Annotated in this window: 17 protein-coding genes and 1 pseudogene; 5 read left to right on the top strand and 13 right to left on the bottom strand. The window is 53.8% G+C overall.

Annotated elements, in window-relative coordinates; genetic code table 11:
- Positions 1–152: 152 nt before the first annotated feature.
- The 8 genes and pseudogenes from EYC79_RS07515 to EYC79_RS07480 form a co-directional block, all read right to left on the bottom strand.
- Positions 153–1,025 (bottom strand): hypothetical protein, encoded by an 873-nt coding sequence (locus tag EYC79_RS07515; RefSeq protein WP_113175500.1) that lies wholly within the window; start codon positions 1,023–1,025, stop codon positions 153–155.
- A gap of 74 nt (positions 1,026–1,099) precedes the next feature.
- Positions 1,100–1,645 carry a hypothetical protein gene (locus EYC79_RS07510; protein WP_205654327.1) on the bottom strand — a complete coding sequence of 182 codons (546 nt, stop codon included), beginning with the start codon at positions 1,643–1,645 and terminating at the stop codon, positions 1,100–1,102.
- A 162-nt stretch (positions 1,646–1,807) separates the two neighbouring features.
- Positions 1,808–2,203, bottom strand: a complete 396-nt coding sequence (locus tag EYC79_RS07505) for a hypothetical protein (RefSeq protein WP_113175498.1) — start codon at positions 2,201–2,203, stop codon at positions 1,808–1,810.
- Positions 2,204–2,554: 351 nt separating this feature from the next.
- Positions 2,555–3,520 carry a helix-turn-helix domain-containing protein gene (locus tag EYC79_RS07500; RefSeq protein WP_113175497.1) on the bottom strand — a complete coding sequence of 322 codons (966 nt, stop codon included), beginning with the start codon at positions 3,518–3,520 and terminating at the stop codon, positions 2,555–2,557.
- A 233-nt stretch (positions 3,521–3,753) separates the two neighbouring features.
- Positions 3,754–4,626, bottom strand: a complete 873-nt coding sequence (locus EYC79_RS07495) for an HD-GYP domain-containing protein (protein WP_130977573.1) — start codon at positions 4,624–4,626, stop codon at positions 3,754–3,756.
- 423 nt (positions 4,627–5,049) lie between these two features.
- A complete protein-coding gene (locus tag EYC79_RS07490; protein WP_130977572.1) occupies positions 5,050–6,978 on the bottom strand; it encodes a methyl-accepting chemotaxis protein in 1,929 nt (642 codons plus the stop codon).
- Between the two features lie 306 nt (positions 6,979–7,284).
- Positions 7,285–7,837 (bottom strand): annotated as a pseudogene (locus EYC79_RS07485) (Y-family DNA polymerase); the annotation flags it as partial.
- Positions 7,758–8,510 carry an ImuA family protein gene (locus EYC79_RS07480; protein ID WP_113175495.1) on the bottom strand — a complete coding sequence of 251 codons (753 nt, stop codon included), beginning with the start codon at positions 8,508–8,510 and terminating at the stop codon, positions 7,758–7,760. The pseudogene EYC79_RS07485 and the gene EYC79_RS07480, both read right to left, overlap by 80 nt.
- Positions 8,511–8,764: 254 nt before the next feature.
- On the opposite strand from EYC79_RS07480, the gene ligD reads away from it, so the two are divergent.
- Entirely contained in the window at positions 8,765–9,805 is a 1,041-nt protein-coding gene (gene ligD, locus EYC79_RS07475) for a non-homologous end-joining DNA ligase (RefSeq protein WP_130977571.1), read from the top strand.
- A gap of 18 nt (positions 9,806–9,823) precedes the next feature.
- Here the strand turns inward: ligD and EYC79_RS07470 are convergent, their stop codons facing one another.
- The 3 genes from EYC79_RS07470 to EYC79_RS07460 form a co-directional block, all read right to left on the bottom strand.
- A complete protein-coding gene (locus EYC79_RS07470; protein ID WP_113175493.1) occupies positions 9,824–10,627 on the bottom strand; it encodes a hypothetical protein in 804 nt (267 codons plus the stop codon).
- Between the two features lie 76 nt (positions 10,628–10,703).
- On the bottom strand, positions 10,704–10,940 hold the full coding sequence (locus EYC79_RS07465) for a hypothetical protein (RefSeq protein ID WP_245495214.1): 237 nt from the start codon (positions 10,938–10,940) through the stop codon (positions 10,704–10,706).
- 269 nt (positions 10,941–11,209) lie between these two features.
- Positions 11,210–12,427 (bottom strand): hypothetical protein, encoded by a 1,218-nt coding sequence (locus EYC79_RS07460; protein WP_130977570.1) that lies wholly within the window; start codon positions 12,425–12,427, stop codon positions 11,210–11,212.
- A gap of 769 nt (positions 12,428–13,196) precedes the next feature.
- Here EYC79_RS07460 and EYC79_RS07455 point away from each other — a divergent pair.
- The 3 genes from EYC79_RS07455 to EYC79_RS07445 all read left to right on the top strand — a co-directional run bounded on the left by EYC79_RS07455 (position 13,197) and on the right by EYC79_RS07445 (position 15,980).
- On the top strand, positions 13,197–15,224 hold the full coding sequence (locus EYC79_RS07455) for a ParB/RepB/Spo0J family partition protein (protein ID WP_113175491.1): 2,028 nt from the start codon (positions 13,197–13,199) through the stop codon (positions 15,222–15,224).
- 94 nt (positions 15,225–15,318) lie between these two features.
- Positions 15,319–15,612, top strand: coding sequence for a toxin-antitoxin system TumE family protein (locus EYC79_RS07450; RefSeq protein WP_207774166.1), 294 nt, complete (start codon positions 15,319–15,321; stop codon positions 15,610–15,612).
- Positions 15,609–15,980, top strand: coding sequence for an HVO_A0114 family putative DNA-binding protein (locus EYC79_RS07445; RefSeq protein WP_112360467.1), 372 nt, complete (start codon positions 15,609–15,611; stop codon positions 15,978–15,980). The genes EYC79_RS07450 and EYC79_RS07445 overlap by 4 nt, the downstream gene beginning before the upstream one ends.
- Positions 15,981–16,333: 353 nt before the next feature.
- Here EYC79_RS07445 and EYC79_RS07440 read toward each other — a convergent pair whose 3' ends face one another.
- Both EYC79_RS07440 and EYC79_RS24020 read right to left on the bottom strand, forming a co-directional pair.
- A complete protein-coding gene (locus EYC79_RS07440) occupies positions 16,334–18,301 on the bottom strand; it encodes a putative bifunctional diguanylate cyclase/phosphodiesterase (RefSeq protein WP_207774167.1) in 1,968 nt (655 codons plus the stop codon).
- A gap of 637 nt (positions 18,302–18,938) precedes the next feature.
- Positions 18,939–19,247 carry a hypothetical protein gene (locus EYC79_RS24020; RefSeq protein ID WP_404944093.1) on the bottom strand — a complete coding sequence of 103 codons (309 nt, stop codon included), beginning with the start codon at positions 19,245–19,247 and terminating at the stop codon, positions 18,939–18,941.
- Here EYC79_RS24020 and EYC79_RS23725 point away from each other — a divergent pair.
- The gene (locus EYC79_RS23725; RefSeq protein ID WP_404944092.1) at positions 19,242–19,475 is read left to right on the top strand and encodes an HVO_A0114 family putative DNA-binding protein; all 234 of its coding nucleotides are present in this window, start codon (positions 19,242–19,244) and stop codon (positions 19,473–19,475) included. The two genes, EYC79_RS24020 and EYC79_RS23725, sit on opposite strands and share 6 nt — an antisense overlap.
- Positions 19,476–20,062 lie beyond the last annotated feature (587 nt).

Raw genomic sequence — 20,062 nt, 5'->3', positions numbered from 1 at the left:
CAGGTTCATTGCGTAGGCCGATTATGGTGGCTCCACGATCCGAAGCTGTAGTTTGCGAGGGCCGGAGCGTGATATTTACCCCTGACACAACACAGCGGGCCAGTGGCCTGCCTCGGAGCGCTGTCTGGATGTCTACCGGCCATAGTCCGATGTTAGAACCGCATCTTCATCGTCTGGGCAACTGTGAAGTGCGGAAAATTCGGTAGTTTGCGCGACGTTTGCATCAGTTCGAAAAACTGGGCCCAAGCGAACTTGTTCACGATCTCGTCTGGCCGCTCAAAAGTATACAGCTCCAGGCCGTCTACAATTGCCGTTACTCTAAATCGTCTCATTGCCTCGGGGTGAATGTACAGCCTGATTGCGTAACGGATGTTGTTCAGGAACTCAGCAATCGTGCTCGCGTGGTAGGCGAGCAAGTGAGTGTGAAACCAGTCCCAGCAATCTGGCAGCGCCAGGTAGGCGTCACCTTCATCGATTTCGACGTGGTTTTCAGCCAAGATCCTACGAAGTGTATGAGCTTGCCCGCCGAGACGCAAAAAATTATGCTTCCCGATGTCTCCACTCATGCGGATAAAGTCGATCCGCCTTATACGAAGATCTACCTCTTTCTCGATGTGACCGAACCGGACGTTCTCGACGAATGCGTACGTATCCAACCACCCGCTGAACTCTTCGACGATTCGGCTGAGGTGATTGATCTTCGTTCCGATCAACGGCTTCATGCAGATCCGTTTCAAATAATAGAGAGTGGTATAGTCAGTCTTGCTTTCTCCGGGTGCGGGCTTCGGCAAACCGAACGGGAGGGGTGATCCGCCTTTACTAGTTACGGGCGACAGGAAGTCCCGAAGTAGTGTCCCGAACTGCCGTAAACTTCCAGAGCTTTGCGGAAGGAGATTAGTGTCGTGTCGCTTCTCGCCAAGAGGACAGAAGATCGCATGGTTCACCATGTCGTCGACCATACTCAGGACCGCGCCTAGGACAATGGCTTCTTGCTCGATTTCGGAATATTCCCTCGGTTCAACCATCAACTTACCCGCTGCATTGCAGATGATCGGATGGCAACAGAGTGCAAGTCACCTCTCCTCCGATGCGGCTTTCATTAGTTAGCCGTAGTGACCTTTGCCGTTTGCCGCATAACCCTTGTAGCGAGATCGAGTACGTCCCTTAAGCAAATCTCGTGCTTCTCAGAAAGACTGAATACGAGTTCGTGCTTATTAACATTCGCACGGCCTGGGTCTGGATACCTCCCAGCCCACATCGTGAAGTGAGTCAACACGTCCAGAATGGCGCGATCTTTCTCGGTCAGATCGGGAATGAATTCCGCCAAATCTCGAAGACGGTGATGATAGAACTGCTTTTCGTTCTCAATAAATTTATCGACGCCGTGCTTCAAGATATGCATCGCTTTGAGCGAAATTTCCAAGCTATAGCCAAGAAGCATCATAGCGATCGCAGAAAACTGGCTATCGCAAATGCCCTGGATTGGAACAGGCATGTTTTCAAATGATGGTTGCGCTTCAATCAAGGTTTTCGCTGCTTGGCTCATAGCTTCTGCTTGGGAAAGCCATAGGATTGGATTCTTCAGATCCTCCGCTTTAGGCGTGGAGGTGGGGTCCACATCCTTACCAAGTGCGGCGCCAATCATGGCCCATCTCTGCCACGCGGATGAGCTATAACCGAAGGGGTCCTGCGCGAACATCTGTCTGTCAGGAACTAGGGGATCCAAGTACAACTCCTCATGAGTTAGATTCAGCAGCTACTTTCTCAGAGATTTCACGACTGGCGGCGAACTTCAGAATGTTACCGTCTACAAACGTGGTACGCTTGTAATTAACCCGCGAACGACAACGTCGCTGTCAGCTTGGATACGGCACACCGCCTCAAACCTCTGGCCCGGCATATTGTGCTCGGCCATGAAGCCTTCAACGTTCGGTTTCTCTTGTTCAGTAGGGGGACTGCATTTTGCCCAAGTCTCTTTAAGATAAAACGGAACATCCATCGGATACCCTAAATATCTCCGGCTTTCCTGTTCATTTTTGATACCGATTAAAATTGCCCTGAGGCCGCTTTTGTAAGAAATCGAAAACGCCCCTTCAGGCATGTCTGGGCGTGTAAAATAGCCGGCACGATGGTAGTCCCATGCAGCGTAACCCAGATATCCCAAGACAACGATACCCAGTCCACGTTTAACCAAAGTCCACATTCTCGCATCCCGTCAAAATACACTCTGGGATTCTTAGTTGTTGTGCTTGCAAAACACAACCTAACGAGAAGTATTTGAGATACGCCCTACGCCCTCCGGCTTTTGTCGCTCTCGTCCCTCAAGCAAGGCCTCTGGCTCGGCAGGTCACCGCTCCAGCGAAAAAGCGAAGATGTGGTCAAGACGATTGCTCGGTTTTGCCGGCAGATCAAATATCGGGCCACCATTTGGATGAATAACGGCTGCAACGAGTTTTGGCCAACAGCGCTATCGGCCGTCCGCCGAACTGCGCTTAAACCCCCGAAAATCCCAGTTGGTGCAGGCTTGAAATCCTCTCTCTCATTGATAGGTCGATCAATTTTCAGAGTCTCGATACTCTGTATTTCTCAAAGTGTCGGTAGGTGCCTCTCCGAAGGCTTCACGGTACAATTTTGAAAACCGTCCGTGGTGAAAAAAACCCCACTGGTTGGCAATTGCGGCCACCGTATCTCCATCTGCGGCGCATAGAAGGGAAGCGCGTGCGCCCTTAAGTCGAAGAGTCCTGAAATACGCCATAGGCGTCAATCCAGTGAACTCCTGGAACGCAGACTGCAATGCTCGAACGCTTGCGCCTGCTTCACGCGCAATCAGTTCGACCGTCAGCGCGCGTCCAGGATGCGCATGCATAAAGTCTATAGCCCGTTTAACTTGACGGGGTGCGAGCGCTGGTGGTCCAGCTAGTAATTTGCAAGAAAAATTATTGGGATAATTCAGTAAAAATGCATCGATTATGAAGTCAGAGAAACTGGTTGTCCTGTCGCTCCTGACTGCAATGTCAATGATTTCCTGGTCTTTGATTGCGTCGAGCAAATTACTCAGAGCGCCAATGCTTCTTGTAGATACAGGGGTTGTCTCAAAATTCAAGGCGAACGAAATTTCGTCGTCCATCAATACTGACAGCCTTTTTCGCAGAGAGAGCCACGGAATGAAAGCCGACGTGTGATAGCTCTGGTCAAAAATATCGACGCTCTTGAGGTCGCGGTAGGCCAGCGCGAAGCCAGGTTCCACATCAAATGACCGGGACTTAAATCTGTGCACACTCCCCTTCAAAACGGGTCTGTTGAATATGATGCCATCGAGCTCCGAAAGGGGTTCGATCCGATGACTGCCAATCATCTGAGCCCATTCGACCGACAAGTGGTCATTAGAAAACAGCTTCCCGCTCCTTCCCATTTCGGCGGGTTTCGCTAGCGCCGAAACGCGTGCTGGACCGTAAGCCTTGTTGATATATTGTTCGAATGGCTCAATGGATGGGGAAATAAATCTAAAGTTCGTAGGCATTTGATCCCTTCATCATCCATTTTTTATATCTGACCAAAATCAGTGATGACCTGAGCCACTCGCTCGACTGCGGCTAAACTCAGCCCCCGCTACTCTATCGATTGCGCAAACCAGAGCAGCGCACTTCTTGCTTAGGGCGACTGACTTGGTGAAATCAGCTAATGTGCTGATCTCGCCAAGGCGCACCTTAACTGCTTCCATCAATGTAATTGCATCTGCAAAATACGCCTCACTTAGAATACGGTCTCACTCTCAATGACGAGCGATGTGAATTCCCGAAGTAAGACGGGGTCGAAATGACCTTTGGCGGCCGTCATCATCGACAAGCTTTCGTCTAGTGAAAGTGCCGGTTTATAGGGCCTGATGCTTGTCAGGGCGTCATAGACATCGCAGATAGCCGCAATACGCACATTGATCGTTATTGCTTCACCCATCAATCCTTTGGGGTATCCGGTACCGTCAATTTTCTCGTGATGATACAGGGTGATGTCCAACACCTCGTCACTCACGCCGCTGATGCTTTTTAGCATCTCAAAGCCACATGCTGGATGCTTCTGAACGATGCAGATTTCCCCAGCTGTCAGCCTACCTCGCTTTCGTAGTATGGAGATAGGAATAGCTGCCTTACCGATATCGTGCACCAACCCACCCATAGCAAGCTCGTGAATCACGGGTTCGGGTAACCTCAGAGCGCGGGCAAAAACGATTATCAACGCACTGACAGACAGGGAATGGAGAAACGAAGCTTCATCACTGTTCTTTAGTTTCGCAAGCGCAGATATGGCAGCGACATTTTCACCAGACGTCATCAAATCTTTGATGAACGCATGGGCATCGTTCAAAGATGGGCGCTCACGATTTCTCATTTGGTCAAAAAGCTTTGTGACCACTGGCATAGATTGCGAGATTCGCTTCTGGGCGTTCTGGATATCGTCCGGACTAAAACGCTCCGCAATCTTTTGCTTGTGCTCAACCACCGCTATTTTGGCGTTCGTCCTGACGGTCCCTCGCCGCTCCTCCAGACATAAATCGGTGGACGCGTTTTCATGAAAACCAACTTCGTTCGCATTTCCAACTTTTAAATAGTATTGCCGGATTGGCTTCATGATCGCCCCCTCTCGCGAGGGTCGGGGGTTGCGGAAGCAAATTTCTTGCTTTTTAGACCTGGAGCGATCTCAGTGACATCACATTGATTAATATGTGATTTGAGGTATTCCAATTCCAACACAAGTTCCCTCAAACTATCCCTGAGAAGGAATATTAACAGATCGGGCTGACTTGTGACTTGGCGAGTATCCGGTTTTTTATTGGGCCGAAACGATAGGACATTATTCACAACGGGTACCTATTCAATAAATGGTGCATGACGAATTCATAGGAGACATCCTGTGTCTGCTGTCCGAATCCAGTCCCTAAGCTTCATTGTCGCGGCTTTTGGGGGCAAAGTGCCGCGACCTATGAACACAACTATGTCCAAACGTGTAAGGAGCAATCTCCGCTGTAGTTTGCGGATACCTTCTTGCGTTCACTCAGAACTCACGCCATTCCTCCTGGCGCGCTGCGCTACCGAAGAAAGCGCGCTGGACACGACCCGCAAGTCTATGCACCGGCGAAGCTTGAGTTGAAGGAGCTTGTGAGTGAGTAGGGCTGCCTGTGGTTGCCTGCGGGACGTCACCAAGGTTAAATTGTTCCAGAAGACGGGTAAGTGAAGCTGCTTCTTTCGCTAGGCTGTGGCTGGCCGCAGTCTGTTGCTCGACCATCGCCGCATTCTGCTGTGTTCCCTGATCCATTGTATTGACCGCGGTGTTGATTTCCTGAAGACCTGTTGCTTGTTCCTTGGAAGCGTCAACGATTGCAGAAACGTGACGATTAATTTCCTGTACGTCTGATACAATCACCTCCAGCGCGTTTCCGGTCTCACCAACCAGCTCGACACCGTTGCGAACCTGGGCGCCAGATGTGACAATCAGCTCCTTAATTTCCTTTGCCGCAGTCGCAGATCTCTGCGCCAATTCTCGCACCTCCTGTGCCACCACTGCAAAACCCTTTCCCGCGTCTCCTGCGCGAGCAGCTTCGACGCCTGCATTGAGCGCCAGGAGATTCGTCTGGAACGCGATCTCGTCAATCACTCCGATGATGTTGGTAATTTCCGAGGAAGAACGTTCAATCTGCTGCATCGCAACGACTGCTTCTTTTACGACACCGCCGGATCGCTCAGCGCTGGCTCGAGCGCGCGCAACGAGCTGACCTACTTCTTCAGCGCGTCGGCTGGAATCTTTTACTGTCGTGGTGATCTGTTCCAATGCGGCAGCTGTTTCCTCTACTGAGGCAGCCTGTTGCTCGGTTCGCTTCGAAAGATCGTCTGCCGCCGCCCGGATTTCGTTAGCGCCCGCATCGATACCGCGCGCATTCTCCCCGACGGCTCTCAGGACTGCCTGGAGTTTCGCAGATGATGAGTTGAAGTTATCGCGAACAGCGTCGAGATGACCTACAAAGATGTGCTCAATTCGATAGTCAACATTCCCATTGGCTAGCTGATCCAGCGCATCGGCTAACGAATCCACAGCAAACTGAATATTGGCAGATTCTTCAGCCCTTTGCGCTTCACGCAGATTGCGTTCTTGTTCAGAAAGGTCGCGCATCTCTGCGGCTTCCCGCTCTAGACGCTGACGCTCCAGCGCGTTTGTTCGGAAAACAGCCACAGCGGATGCCATGCTTCCCAGTTCATCTCCGCGGTTAACCCCTTCGATTTCTGCAGACGTATCTCCAGTTGCCAGTGTCGTCATTTGCTGGTTCAACCGTGATATTGGCATTGTAATGCCTTTCGCGCTGAGTATCAGTGCTGCGATGATTCCAACGCTGAACACAATCCCAATACCCGAAAGCGAAAAGGCGATTGTTTGATAGGTTGTTGCCGACAGATCGGAGCTCGCCGCATCGACTGCACTCGTGAGTTCGTCCTGCCACTTACGCACGTCCTCAATAAGAGGGCTTACGAGTGCGTCCGCCTGAGCCAAAAACAAACGCGCCTGATCATTCTCGTCGCGGCTTCCAAAATCGACAGCCTTATCGGAAAGCTGATTCACCTCGTTAACGCGCTGGATCAAGTCGTCAACTCGATTAGCTTCGAGTGGAAGATCCGCCTTCACCTTCTGTAGACGTTGGAAAAGGCGGGACTTCTCATCTTTGTAAGCTGCCACAGCTCGTTCCATCTGGGCTGTCTCTGAAGGATATTCCAGAATTTGGTAAGCTCGGTAAGGCACCGCAACCATATTGCGCGATGCGCGAGCCATGTCATTAGATGCCAAAATTTGATGGCCTATAAGCTTCTCATATGCACTGTCAGCACGTTTTAACTGCGCCGCAAGCAAACAGGCCGCCAAAATGCCCACGAAACAGATGGGAAGTACCAGAAGTAGCACTTTTGTACGAATTTTCATATTTTGAAGAAGAAACATTATTTCCTCGCGCATAGAACAAGATTGTAAATCCGTCATCCGCCACTCATTCGACCTGCTACCTCCCTCGAGACGAACGGGAAGCGAAGAAAAACGAGTAGAATATTTGTAATCGGGACGATTTATAGTGAAACAAATAAGATCTATTATATTTATGACGTATTAACGTGTATAAGACATGCGTTATTTGTATATTTGAAACGCGAAATGGATATAATTTATCAAAATCTAACATAATAAATCTATCCCTCTGAAAAGTTCTGTTTGCTTATGTTCGGTGGTCTAATCCCGCTTGCGTGACCTTTGAGAAGCTAACTTTGCTGGCAGGCGCAAAGGCGAGACCAGCAGTTTCCACGGCTCCGACTGTTTCTCGGGCTAGTACGACGACGGTCTCGCGACTGATCGCAGGAGCACAGGCATGCGCCGCGCCCAGCTGTCGGCGACAGCAACCCGTCCCGTCAGCTTCCTCCCCAAAAACTGGATGGCGATTTTCGTGACACCTGCAACTCATAGCCCTGCAGATGGTCGGCGCCCTCGGTATCCATGACGATCCCATCGACAGCGACGATCGGCGAGTAGATCGTCAGCGCCCAGAGCGTGATCCGCTCCAGTGCCGTGGCGTCGGCTTGTGGATCAGCGTCCATCAGCATGAGGCCACGAAACAGCGACTGCGCTTTTGCCGCTGGCATGCCGACAAGGACGCCTGCCTTTCTGGCAGCCGGGTCGGCCGCCGAGACCGATCGTTTGATCCGCTTTTGGCGATCACCGCGATTGCCTGCTCAGGCGGAATAGAGGGATCGGCCCGACGAATGCGATCCGTCGGCAGGTCCGATAGAAAGATTGAGACGACCCTTGTCATCGCACGCCCTCACGAGAAACTCAGCACACTCACCCGCTTTCACGCGCATCAATTCCAGAAACCACTGGGGTCGCCCCACTCCAGGCACTGGCAGCTCTTCCGATGGCATGACGCTCACTCGCCATCTGGTGGTCGAGGCCGTCGGCTGGCCAAAATCATTGGCTTCCGTCTGCCGTCGCCATCGCCGTATAGCAAGTGCCATGGTTCCCGTTCGCTCGGCCGCCAGCTGCAAGCGACGGGAAGCTACCATCGGCAATCTGACGAGCTCGCCGACTACGGCGCCCAAGCCACCAAACGATAGACCCTCTTCCATGTTCGCCAGCACATCGTCCTCCTTGTCGGACTCCACGAAAATGACCCGGTCGGGATGGAGACCCGCCTGAGCATGAGCCGGGAAAAACAGATCCTGGCGGGTCAGGCACCACACGATAGGTCCTTTCGTGCGGGCTGCGATCCCGGCTGCGAAGAGAGCGGCCGCCGCACCGTCCACAGTGCCGGCTCCGCCTCCCGCAAACTCATGGAGTGCGCCGAAGGACAGGCCACCGCCTGGAAGGGCGGCGTCGATGGCTGGGACTCCAAAGGCGAGACAGCTCGATTTTCTCGGAAATACAGCCGTCAATGAAGAAACCCGCTCGCGTAGGTCGGCGATCACCCTGTCGCGGGCAGCAGTCATCGTTCACGGCCCCCTTTCAGGTCGCGTTACAGGTTGCGGCACGTCGGCATCATGCCGCGTCAAGCTTGGATGTTCTATATTTGTTCTTGTTAACGCATGGAGTCAAGCGGGTGTAACAGGGATGAGCTCCGCGAAGCTTCGCGCCTTTTGCGATTCCCTATTCGAATCAGCGAACTAAACTCGTCTGTTTTTTTGCGAATCCTGATCGTCCCGTGGAAATCTCTTCGTAACACCTCTGTGCTTCACTGCATGGCATGAAGAAGCCCAAGGCCTCCAAGCCTCTTTTGAGGCATGACGAACCGCTTCGCTCACGCCCAAGGCGCCGGCGCGATCCAGCGCAGCCAAATCTCCTCCTCGATCCGATGCCAAGTCGCATTGAGCCCTGTCTGGCGCTCCTGAAAGCAACGCCGCCCAAAGGTGATGATTGGCTGTTCGAAGTGAAATGGGACGGCTATCGCATCGCCGTTCACATCGAGCTCGGCAAAGTCCGGATCCTCACCCGCGGCGGCCACGACTGGACCCATCGCTTTCCCACCATCGCGGCCGCAGCGCTCAAGTTGCCGGTCGCGAGCGCCATCATCGATGGCGAAGCTGTCGTGATGGACGCCGAAGGCCGCTCCGACTTCAGCCTCCTGCAGAAGTCCCTCGGCGGTCGATCGGGCAAAGCCGTTTCCGCCGACGCTGTTCTCGTGGCGTTTGATCTTCTCTACTTCGATGGTCACGACCTGACGTCGGTGGAGCTGTCATCACGCCGGCACATGCTGCACGATCTGATCGGCGCTGGCGTGCCGGACATCCTGTTTTCCGAAACCATCGACGCCGACGGCGAGCAGTTGCTTGCGCATGCCTGTGAACTCGGTCTCGAGGGGATTATCGCCAAGCATCGGGACAGTCCGTATCGCTCCGGTCGCACAGGCGACTGGCTGAAGATCAAATGCGTCCAGAGCGACAGCTTCTTCATCATCGGCTATGAGCCATCCTCGAGCGGCCTTGGTGGGATTGGGGCGCTTCTTCTTGGAGCCTATCAGGGTGATGAGATCGTTTATGTCGGATCAGTCGGGACAGGTTTCAGCGAGGCGCAGGCCGTCAAGCTGCGCTCAACCCTTGACCGGCTGAAACGAAAGGGCCCTCCCCTCGTCTATGATGGCGCGCGCAACAATGTCGTCTGGGCTCAGCCAACCATTATAGTCGAAATACACTATCGCGGCTGGACCCATGACCGGAAGCTCAGGCACGCCTCCTTCAAGGGAGTGCGGGACGTCCAGGATAATGCCGACGTCTGTCGCACCGAGTAGGCTGGAGCGGATCCGCAGCTAGTTACGATTGGCGAAGCCTGCTGGATACCCGCGAGCCATGGCGGCGAAACTGGCATCGCCTATCGTATGCACGCCAAGTATGGCATGTTTGCCAAGGGGGCTTGTCGCGTAAAGATCGAAGGCAGACCACTCCGGCCTCGCACCCAACGACTCTACATATGTGCTGACCACGGCCTTGGCGGCCGAGTAGCTGCTTGTCGTGACGAACAGTGGCACGGCCACCTCGAGAATCCGCGGACGACCGATCTTCTGCACCAACTCAATATGGGCGGGATCAGTCAGCCAAAAGTAAACTCCTTCTCCACCCCAATGTTGTAACAGCAGCTCCACTCCTCCATCGGTTTGAGGATAGGGATGCGACACCATCCAAAACTTCCCGGAACGGGAATCCGCTTGCGAATGAAACGGACTTTTTCGGTAGATCGCATCGGCAGTTTCGGTATCGAAGGCTCCCGCTTCCACCTGCGCGTTAAGCCTCCGCCGGACACCCGTCGCGTCAGACATGTGGATCCCACTTGCTCTGAGACAATCCGCTTCGGCGTCCGTCAGCCGTGTGTAATGCCACGCGCGGATTGTCCGGTGCTCCATCGCCGGCAACACGATCTCCTCGAGGATGTGCATCCGCTCAATGGCAAATGGGTTATCTGGAAGGGGAACCCACCTGTCCGCACCTTGCTGCTCCTCGTAATTCTTCCGGTCAACAAGCTCGTAGTCGAGGAGTACATCGCCATTATTTTGCAGGACAGCCATCAAATCCGCGTCAAAGGTGGTGATGTCCCAAACGTCGATCAAACTGGTCAACGGCGCAGTTCCTTTCGCCGGTTACAGCGGGAGTGCAAGTATGACCTCTTGCATGAGGAAGAGTCCGCGCCGAGTTTCAGAATTTCAGCTCACTATCATTCACCGATTTCAGAATGGGCGGCGCACCTTCAAGGCGAAAAGTACATATGTCTAATTGCACCATCGGGCCGCGCTGCGTGTGCATCGTCAACGTGTTGACCTCTACATCCAGCCCAGACTTATGCACGTCCCGGATCGCGTCATTGAGTTGGCGCAGCGCGGCTCCCAACCTATCCTCGTAGTGCTTCCGGCGTGCGTGTATCGAATCCATCATCTGGGCTCCCGCTGTTTGGATCGGCCGTTTCCATCATAGCGGCAGACTCAGATCAAGAGTGTTGGCGAGCTCGCTGAGCCTTTGCATAGACCGGATAATGTGATGATAGGCATGCTTACAACTCAATCAGAACACAAAAAAACTCACCGCTGCGGGTTTGAATAGGCGGACCCAATGAGCTCTGTTTGTTAAAAAACGTCAGCTTCCCTTAGCTAGAGGATCTCTCGGCACGTATTCGTAGACGAGATAACGCTACCCAATCCATACGATTATTTCGGCGGTCTCTTGATCATTCCTGCGCCAGGCTCAATGAGAAGTGCGTAGTTTAGACATTTGACCAAATGGTGCAAACGGTGCATCTCGCGAAAAAGCGCGAGAAGCCGATGCATGTAGTCGAGAAGGAGGATTTCGCGCTTCTTCTCTCGCTCCATGCCTTCCATCTTGGGATAATAAGTGATCACCTGCGAAACGTCATCATAATCGATTTTGTTGTGGGCTATCGCATTTCTAAGCTCATTGTCATGAGCCAGCGGATCAACCGTATACCACGCGCTGTCTAGGTCCTGTAGCTTGTTGCCGAGCGCCACATCAGCGTAATCACTTAAAGATGCTGGCTGTAGGTGCTTCTGTTGTCTGCTAACGCGCATTGCAAAAGCATTGTGATCGCTACGCTCGATCAGATTTCCGACACCAGCTACCAACACAAGCTGACGGTTAAGCACCTCCGCCATGTCCTTATAGACCTCGCGGTAGTCCAGAAAGTCTTGAGAGCTGACCCGCATAGCGGTCTTCCTATCAATGGAAGTCTTGTCGAAGTCCAGAAACAAGGCTGGCCGAAGCGGCAGCTCCGCTTCGAAAATTGGTTTGTACAATTTGAGACAATCGCGCTGAAGGTTTGAGAGGAAGTCAGTGTCGAACAGTTCCTGCAGAAAGGCTGCGATTGCCTCCGGCTTGCTTTGCATTAAATCGATGAGAACCTTGGTTAACATTCGGACAATTTCACTGGTATCATCTGGAAGCGTAAAGGGACGAACATAGTGGCTGACTACTTTGTAGAGCGTTGCGTTAACGTCCTCCATTTTGTCTGACTTCACCTGGATCTTGAACCGCTTTTTCGCATACTCCGCAAACGGCCCGTAGTACCCTTTTGCATACTTCGAGATGAGTTCAGCGACTTGCGGATACTTCTTGTACTCTTCGTTGATAATACCAAGTCTCACTCGATGAGCGTCTGCGTTAATTGGGCCCACTCGCGTAGCAGCCTGCAAATAGGGAGTTTGCCCCGGAACGTAAGTTCCGAAAGCTACTGGGAAATCCAAGTGCAAATCCACGAAGTCGTATTGGGGGTCGAAAGGGCCCATTTGAGCAAGTTGGGTAGCATTTGTAATCGACCAGTGAACGCCTTCGTGGGGGTTGAAGCCGCGTATGCCTTTCTTCATCGCCTCCATTGCTCTGGTGTCAAGCGTGTCAGCATTCTTGGCAGTCAAGTATATACCAATTAGAGTGCCGCACCGCTTGCAGGAAAACTTCAAGGGCTGTACGTCGCGGTTACTGAGGCCCACTCTACAGTTTGTTTGGTTCGAACATTCGTTGCATCTCAATTCCATATTGATGTTCATGACAGCCCCTGGATCAACTATATGTTGCATTCGTAAATGCAGATAAAACTGAGTTCAAGTCTGCATGCGGTTCATTTTTGGACATCTCCTTTGGCGACCGCGCTCTATGCCTTCGCCACGAAGCCAGCCTCCGGCCGTCTCCGCCGATACCGGTAACGATCGCTTGTCCTGACGCTACGCTGACACGGTGATCGCCGCTTTGCGCTCTCTTTCGCGCGGTGTAGCCGCTTCGCTTGCTGCCCTTCTTCCTGTCCGTTTCCCCGCTCTACGATGGTCCGCCGGTCTCGCCAATGGGCAAGCAGGCTTCGCCTGTCCGGCCGTCAGAAAAACGGCTTTCATCGCTTACGCGCCGAACCTTCCGTTTTTCAGCCGTCCGGACCCATGACTAGCCCGACAGACCAATGGGGAGCGGGCTTCGCCCTTTCCCCTTCGTTCCGGAGGATGTGAGAGCACATCCACCGGAACGGTGGGTAAAGGCTTCGCCCACTGCGGGGCTTGCTCTCTCGGATATCGGGAACCGTTGGAGACACCACCATGAAACTTGTCTGTGAAGCTTTTAGCCTGACCGCCTTTGTGAGCGCCGCGATCATCATCGCCGCCGCCTTTGCCTGACCCCGTTGCTTTGGGAGCCTTTGTCATGACCAATCAGAACACACAGTCCGAGATCATCACCATCGCACTCGACAAACTCGACCGCGATCCCAAAAACGTCCGCAAGACCTATCGCAAGGAGGGTATCGAAGAACTCGCCGCCAATATCCGGGCGGACGGTTTTCGCCTGTTGCAGAACATCGTCGTGCGCAAGGGCGACAAGCGCGGGCGCTTCTTCGTCATCGCCGGCGAACGTCGCCGCCTTGCCCTTACGCTCTTGGCCGAGGCAGGCGAGATGCCCAAGGATTTTGCCGTGGATGCCCGTTTGCGCGATGAGGCCGACGCAACAGGCATCAGCCTTGCCGAGAACGTCATGCGCGAGGACATGCACCCGGCCGATCAATACGAGGCCTTCAAGGTGCTGGCAGAGGAAGGCGTTTCCGTCATCGATATCGCCGCCCGCTTCGCAACCACCGAAACCATCGTCAGGCGTCGTCTGGCCTTGGCGCGGGTTGCCCCTGCCCTCCTGGAACTCTACCGCAATGAGGAGATGAGTTTCGAACAGCTGTCAGCCTTCACGATCAGCGATGACCATGACGAGCAAATGCGGGTGTGGGAGAGCATTCCATCATGGAACCGCAATAGCTACACCATCAAGGCAGCGCTTCGCCGAGATGCCATTTCCGCGTCAGACAAGCGCATTCGCCTCATTGGGGGCATGGAAGCCTATGAACAGGCAGGCGGCGAGGTAAAGCGCGATCTCTTTGACGAGCGCGCCCAAGGTTATGCCCTCGATGTCGCCCTTGTCGAACGCCTTGCCGCCGAGAAGTTGGAAACGCTTGCCGCCGATCTGCGCGCCGAGGGTTGGGCATGGGTGGACATTCGCCCGGAAATCGACTGGCGTGACCTGAACGGCTTTGGCCGTGTCTATCCCGTGCAGGAGGAGAAGACGGAAGCTGAGCAGGCAGAACTCGACCGCCTGCAGGAAGAACAGGACGAGCTGGAAGCAGTGGTTGAGAGCGGTGATGGTGATGAGGGGACTGAGGCGCGCATTGCCGAAATCGCAGCCCGCATGGAAGAACTTGAGCGGGAAGTCTATGCATCCGACGATCTGGCATGGGCGGGTGCTATCGTCTCGCTAGACTACGGAGGAAGCCCCATTGTCTATCGTGGCTATGTGCGGCCCCAGGACCGTGACAGCGATGGCGAAGCTGATCAGTCCCAAGGCAACGGCGATGATGCTACGGGAGAAAATGCAGGTGCCACACCGCAGGCTCCTGCCGCCCCTGCGCTCGTGCATTCCGCAACGCTTGTCGAAGATCTGACGGCGCAGCGCACGGCAGCACTGCGTCTGGAATTTGCCAACAACCATCATGTGGCGCTGGCAAGCGTCGTCCATGCACTCCTGTTGCAGACCGTTTTGACGCATTCCCGCGATCACACTTGCCTCGATATCGTCTTGACCAGCAGATCGCTGGAAGCCAGCATGAAGGCACCGGCAACCAATCTCGCCATCGCTGGCCTTGCCGAATTGGCAGAGCGCTTTGGCGATCATGTTCCCAGCAACCCTGCCGATATCTTCGAATGGTGCTTGGAACGCGATCAGCACGAGCTTGTCGAACTGCTGGCCTTCGTCGCGTCCCATGCCATCGACGCGGTCAAGGACAAGTACGATTACCGCAAAACGCAGCGCGCTCATGCCGAGGTTCTGGCGCAGGCGCTCGATCTCGACATGACCAACTACTTCGAAGCCACGGCAGAGAGCTACTTCAACCACCTCACCCGCGATGGCATCGAAGCGGCGCTGACTGACATCAAGGGACCGGAGTTTGCCAGCGGGATCGGGCGGATGAAGAAGGCCGAAGCCGCAGCCTATGCCGAGGCCCAGACCAAAGGCAGCGCATGGCTCCCCTCCCCTATCCGTGCCGCGATCGCCAAGACCGACACGGGCAAAGGGTCATCGGCGGTGGCTGGCGTAGCGCACACCACAGACGAGGCAGACGACAGCGTGATCGATGACGCTGACATGATCGAAGACCCCGACATGGTGGGCTTCCCCGAGGCGGCTGAGTAACGCCAGCCGTCGCCGGTCGCAGACACTCCAAGCTGCGACCGGCTTTCCGTCATTGATGTTGGCGGACTTGACAACAATGAGGAATGTTGGCATTATGGACAACATGAAGGCGCAGAAGATCACAGAGCATAAGAGCATTGAGGCGGATGGAAGCATTATCCAGTTTGTGATCTGGAAAGTGCCAACACCTGTACCGCCCACTGAGCACGGGTTCAAATACCGGCTGGTCTACATAAGGAACGGTGAACGCGTTGTGGGCTTCGACAATGAGAGAGGAAAAGGCGACCATATGCATTTGGACGGCGGGGAGTATCCCTATCAGTTCCAAACCATCGACCAACTCATCGAAGACTTTCTGTCGGAAGTAGAAAAGCGGAGGCAGTCATGAGAACACTGACGATCACGACAAATCCAGATTGGAAAACCGCGTTGCGCGCAGCAGGTAAGCGTGCCGTGACCGGCCTTAGAACTGGTGAGTATCAGGGTGAGACGCTTAATTTTGAGACACCCGGTGCGTTCTTCTCTCGCTTGACCGAGCGGCGTTGGGAGTTACTGGACGCATTGTTGGGTAGCGGCACAGTCGGTGTGCGTGAACTTGCGCGCAGATTGGGACGGGATGTGAAACGCGTTCACGAAGACGCTTCGACCTTGGTCGAGTTAGGCCTGATCGAGAAGGACGAACGCGGCGCTCTAAATTGCCCCTTCGAGAACATCCATGTCGACATGATGATGGCATCGTCCAGAAGAGTGGCGTGATTTCATCGAAGTGGCGCTGAAGCTTTCATTTAGCGCTGCGTGTTTGGGAAACCGCAGCGAGGGAACCCCCTTCGGCCCCTCCCCTCGCGCTCCCCTGCCCGCCCGTATGGAATTCTTCCGTCACCGGCATGACGATGATCCCGGCTTTTGGCCATGGGCTGTCGGGATGGTGTCTTAGACATGCGGTTACGGAGCCTCAGCATTAACCCCGCTGGACTGACAGGAAGCAGGCGTCGATATGCACGACATCAAGTTGCGAGAAGTGCAGTACACCAACGCGTTTCCTGCCGGTTCGCCTTCTGCCAATACCCTACACAGACGAGAAGCGGCCGGGTGTTTGTACTATGAATTTCTTATAAACTGTTCATGTTCCTCGGCGTTTCTAGAAGCCAAGCGACAGCCCTGTCTTTCGGCATCGCGGGTGCAAAAAGGTAGCCCTGCAACAGAGCGCAATTAAGCGTCTTCATTGTTTTAAGATCCTCCTCGGTTTCCACACCCTCCGCTACAACATCGAAGCCGTACGCTTGGGAAACGAGCAAGATGGCGTCAATCAGGGACCTCGAAGCCGATACAAGTGTTGTCCCCGTGACTAAGATTTTATCGATCTTGACGCGATCAGCACGGATGTCATGGAGTGAGCCAAGTGATGAGTACCCCGTACCGAAATCATCGATCGCGATACGGACACCGGCCTTAGAGAGCCGCTCGATTTTGGACTGGACAGCCCTCAGATCGATCCCGACATCCTCGGTTATTTCCACCTCTAGCGCTGAGGGGCTTAGCCCAGCTTCATTGAGCGCCGCGAAGATCAAGTCGTCTACCGCGAGTTGTGCAAGCTCCCGGGGAGACACATTGACAGCAATCCGTACGTCACCTGCGTTCATCTCCTTCACGACTAGCGCCATTTTGACCGCCTCGCTTATGATGAAGCGGAGCAGTGCCTCGGCAAGCCCTGTCCTGGAAGCTATCTCGACGACAGTCGGCGGAGCGACCCATCCATGTTGATAATGATGCCAGCGCAGGAGCGCTTCCAATGTATCTACCCGTTTTCCGCCATCGCCAACGATTGGTTGATAGTGAACTTCCAGCGCTTCGTTGAGCAACGCCTGAGCAAGATCCCTCTCAATGTCATGAAAGAGCTCGGCCTGCGTTTGTAGTTCCTGATCGAACAGGCGCCAACAGTTGCGACCTTGTTTCTTGGCGGCATAAAGTGCAGTGTCCGCATACACGAGAGCCTTTTCGATTTCGTTTAGTGAGCCGATGTAAATACCGACACTGGCGCCCACGCGCCCGACGTTCAGTTTCGGGAATGGCACGGAGATGGCCATCATTATCTGCTCGGCAATTGTCTCTGCATTTTCCTTCGTTGCTCGATGGTTGAGCAAGATCGCAAATTCGTCGCCCCCCATGCGGGCAAGTAGCACGTCATCCGGAATGACGTCTTTCAATCTTTTCGCCACTTCGATCAGGACCTGATCACCAGCTTTGTGCCCGAACGAGTCGTTGACCGACTTGAAGCCATCTAGGTCAAGGAGCATGAGAGAGCCAAAGTTATTTTGTCCAATCTTTTCTTCAAGCACTTCCATAAATCCACGACGATTCAAAAGACCGGTCAATGGATCTTCGGCTGCTCTTCGTTGCATCTCCTCAGCATACGAAGTCTTTTGTTGATTTGCGATCTCAAGTGATCGGGATAACGCAGTGGCTTGGTGCTTCTGTTTGATATCGTTGATGACAAACGCCTGTCCATCGCGTGTGCTGCGGACTTGCGCCACTAAATAAAGCGCTACGGCTGCTGCCAGCATGTATCGATCAAAGCCACCTGCTAACACCAGACACATGACGACAGAGAGCAGGGGTGGGGTGATGAAGCACACAGGAATACGAGCATAGGCAAATCCGTGCGTCACAGCGCCCGCGGTAATGCCGCAGACCACCGTCAGGTAAAAGAGAGTGTGAGGCGATGTATACCAGTTGCACAGAACGGGGATGAAGCCCCAAACTAGACCGGATACGAAAGCGAGGGCGGTGTGGATCCGAAGATGGCTCGAAACGCCGAGGCACGGCACTCCCAAGATCGTCGCGCCCGCCTGCCGTCCGCGCCGTTGGACGGGAAGCCGGCAGAGTGCCAAACGAAAAATATTAACAATGGACGAGCAGGCAAACCAAAACGATGCGATGACCGTCTTATTGTCGTGGATCGCCACCAGCAAAGATGCTAATCCCAGGAGCATGTTCACGGGAATTGATATTGCGACCGTTTTTCTGACGGCAAACAGTTGATCCGTGAGGACCGCATCACGCAAACTAATCTCATTCATGAAAATGCTCACATTAAATCGACCGTTCAGGCCGGAGGCTCGTAGTGCTGCGGTTGAAAGTCACCTCCGACAATTCCCGAACTACCTTCTTTGATGGCAACTGCAGCCGGTCTTCTGGTCTCTGTTAGTGGTAAGGAGTTAAAGATATTTATTGGTTATCACTATGATCTTACATAATGAGGAACTTCTCCCTATTGCGAACACAAGGGGAAAATTCAGAATGCTTCTGGAAGGTTTCGCGTTTCTTCTCTGCAACGCGGAATGCGTGCCTTACGGCCTGATTAGATGAAGCGTAGTGACCTTGCGGGACTGCTCTTCGACGCTACCTAGAACAACGTGAACTAAATATTTGGGGACACCATCAAAACCTTTTCGCAAGATGAAGACTTGGTGGAGTCCATCATGGAACCGCAACAGCTATACCATCAAGGCAGCGCTCCGCCGGGACGCCATTGCCGCGTCCGACTTATCGATGAAAGCGTCTGTTGTTTTTGCTGACAACGGGCATCTCTGTTGTTATGGCCAACAACATGAAAGCAGTTCTCATTCAGAAATCTTGCGTCGCTCTTTCCGAGCGCTCATTCTACGAGATCGTGTTGTGGGAATTGCCCAAGCTGGTTCCCGGTAGTGTCCATACTCAGGAAATATCGCCTTGCTCTTGTCGTGAAGGGCGTTTGTGTTCTTCGGTATGACAATGAGCACGGGAAAGGGACCATGCCACATAGAGGGACGCGAAGAACCAATCGAGCTCAACAATCTGCGCAGCCTGCTTAAGGGCATTCAGAACAGGCATCGAAAGGATTCTGGCATGACCAAACTGACCGTACGTTTGAGTACCTTCGATGATCTGGAAACTGAGATTCTCGCCAAGGCCGATCTCGCCAAGTCTTGAAAACTGACAGACGCTGCGCCCACCCTCGGATTTGAAACTTACGAGGACATGCATCGTATTCTCGCTCCGTTGCGGCTCGATATCGTAAAGGCGCTGACCGCTCAGGGACCACTTGCGATCCGCGAAGTCGCAAGACGTGTCAATCGCGATGTACAAGCTGTTCACCGCGACATCACGACGCTCATCAACAGCGATGTTCTTGAGCGACATGAAAAGGGTGTTGAGTTTCCTTATGATGGAATTCACTTTGAATTCGATGTGACCTTTAAGTTAGCAGCGTGAGGGCCGCTGACTCGGGCGAGGGGAACCCCCTTCGGCCCTTCCCCTCGCGCACCCCTGCCCGCCCGTATGGAAATCTTCCGTCGATGGAATGACGACGCCCCCGGCTTTAGGCCAGAGGCTGTTGGAATGGTGTTTTAGACATGAGCTACGGAGGCTCAACATCAACTCGGATTGGCGGTAAGGCTGGCGTCGAAATGCACGACAATATGTTGCGAGACTGCAGCAGACCAACGCCGTTCCTACCGGTTCCTCTTCTCCAAATGCCCTCCATAATAGACGAGAAGCGGTCCCGGAGCCTGAGTGGGCAGAGAGAAAGAGCTATTGCTTGGGTCATCGCGCTGGCAAATTCTTCACCGAAGATATCGCCCTTAATGAGCGGCGGATGATCCCGGTGAGCGTGTCGTTATCATCGAAGGGGATGAGACGTGATCGAGAGAACCCGGTCTCTCCTTGGGTCGCGTTGCCTCAGTCGATGGGTCACTGCGGCCGGCCAGTCTGACAGCAACCGCACTCATCAACGAATTTCCCCTGGCGGACGCCATTCCTCGCGAAGCAAATTCCTTGCTGCCTGCGGTGCTCCGCATCCG

The organism is Agrobacterium cavarae (assembly GCF_004310285.1).
Lineage (GTDB): Bacteria > Pseudomonadota > Alphaproteobacteria > Rhizobiales > Rhizobiaceae > Agrobacterium > Agrobacterium cavarae.
This window is presented reverse-complemented; position numbering and strand designations above follow the sequence as displayed.

Excerpts from the sequence above, each read along its gene's own strand:
- EYC79_RS07515 (WP_113175500.1), bottom strand. The coding sequence starts at position 1,025 with ATGGTTGAACCGAGGGAATATTCCGAAATCGAGCAAGAAGCCATTGTC.
- EYC79_RS07510 (WP_205654327.1), bottom strand. The coding sequence starts at position 1,645 with ATGATTGGCGCCGCACTTGGTAAGGATGTGGACCCCACCTCCACGCCT.
- EYC79_RS07505 (WP_113175498.1), bottom strand. The coding sequence starts at position 2,203 with ATGTGGACTTTGGTTAAACGTGGACTGGGTATCGTTGTCTTGGGATAT.
- EYC79_RS07500 (WP_113175497.1), bottom strand. The coding sequence starts at position 3,520 with ATGCCTACGAACTTTAGATTTATTTCCCCATCCATTGAGCCATTCGAA.
- EYC79_RS07495 (WP_130977573.1), bottom strand. The coding sequence starts at position 4,626 with ATGAAGCCAATCCGGCAATACTATTTAAAAGTTGGAAATGCGAACGAA.
- EYC79_RS07490 (WP_130977572.1), bottom strand. The coding sequence starts at position 6,978 with ATGTTTCTTCTTCAAAATATGAAAATTCGTACAAAAGTGCTACTTCTG.
- EYC79_RS07480 (WP_113175495.1), bottom strand. The coding sequence starts at position 8,510 with ATGACTGCTGCCCGCGACAGGGTGATCGCCGACCTACGCGAGCGGGTT.
- ligD (WP_130977571.1), top strand. The coding sequence starts at position 8,765 with ATGAAGAAGCCCAAGGCCTCCAAGCCTCTTTTGAGGCATGACGAACCG.
- EYC79_RS07465 (WP_245495214.1), bottom strand. The coding sequence starts at position 10,940 with ATGATGGATTCGATACACGCACGCCGGAAGCACTACGAGGATAGGTTG.
- EYC79_RS07455 (WP_113175491.1), top strand. The coding sequence starts at position 13,197 with ATGACCAATCAGAACACACAGTCCGAGATCATCACCATCGCACTCGAC.
- EYC79_RS07450 (WP_207774166.1), top strand. The coding sequence starts at position 15,319 with ATGGACAACATGAAGGCGCAGAAGATCACAGAGCATAAGAGCATTGAG.
- EYC79_RS07445 (WP_112360467.1), top strand. The coding sequence starts at position 15,609 with ATGAGAACACTGACGATCACGACAAATCCAGATTGGAAAACCGCGTTG.
- EYC79_RS07440 (WP_207774167.1), bottom strand. The coding sequence starts at position 18,301 with ATGAATGAGATTAGTTTGCGTGATGCGGTCCTCACGGATCAACTGTTT.
- EYC79_RS23725 (WP_404944092.1), top strand. The coding sequence starts at position 19,242 with ATGCATCGTATTCTCGCTCCGTTGCGGCTCGATATCGTAAAGGCGCTG.
- EYC79_RS24020 (WP_404944093.1), bottom strand. The coding sequence starts at position 19,247 with ATGCATGTCCTCGTAAGTTTCAAATCCGAGGGTGGGCGCAGCGTCTGT.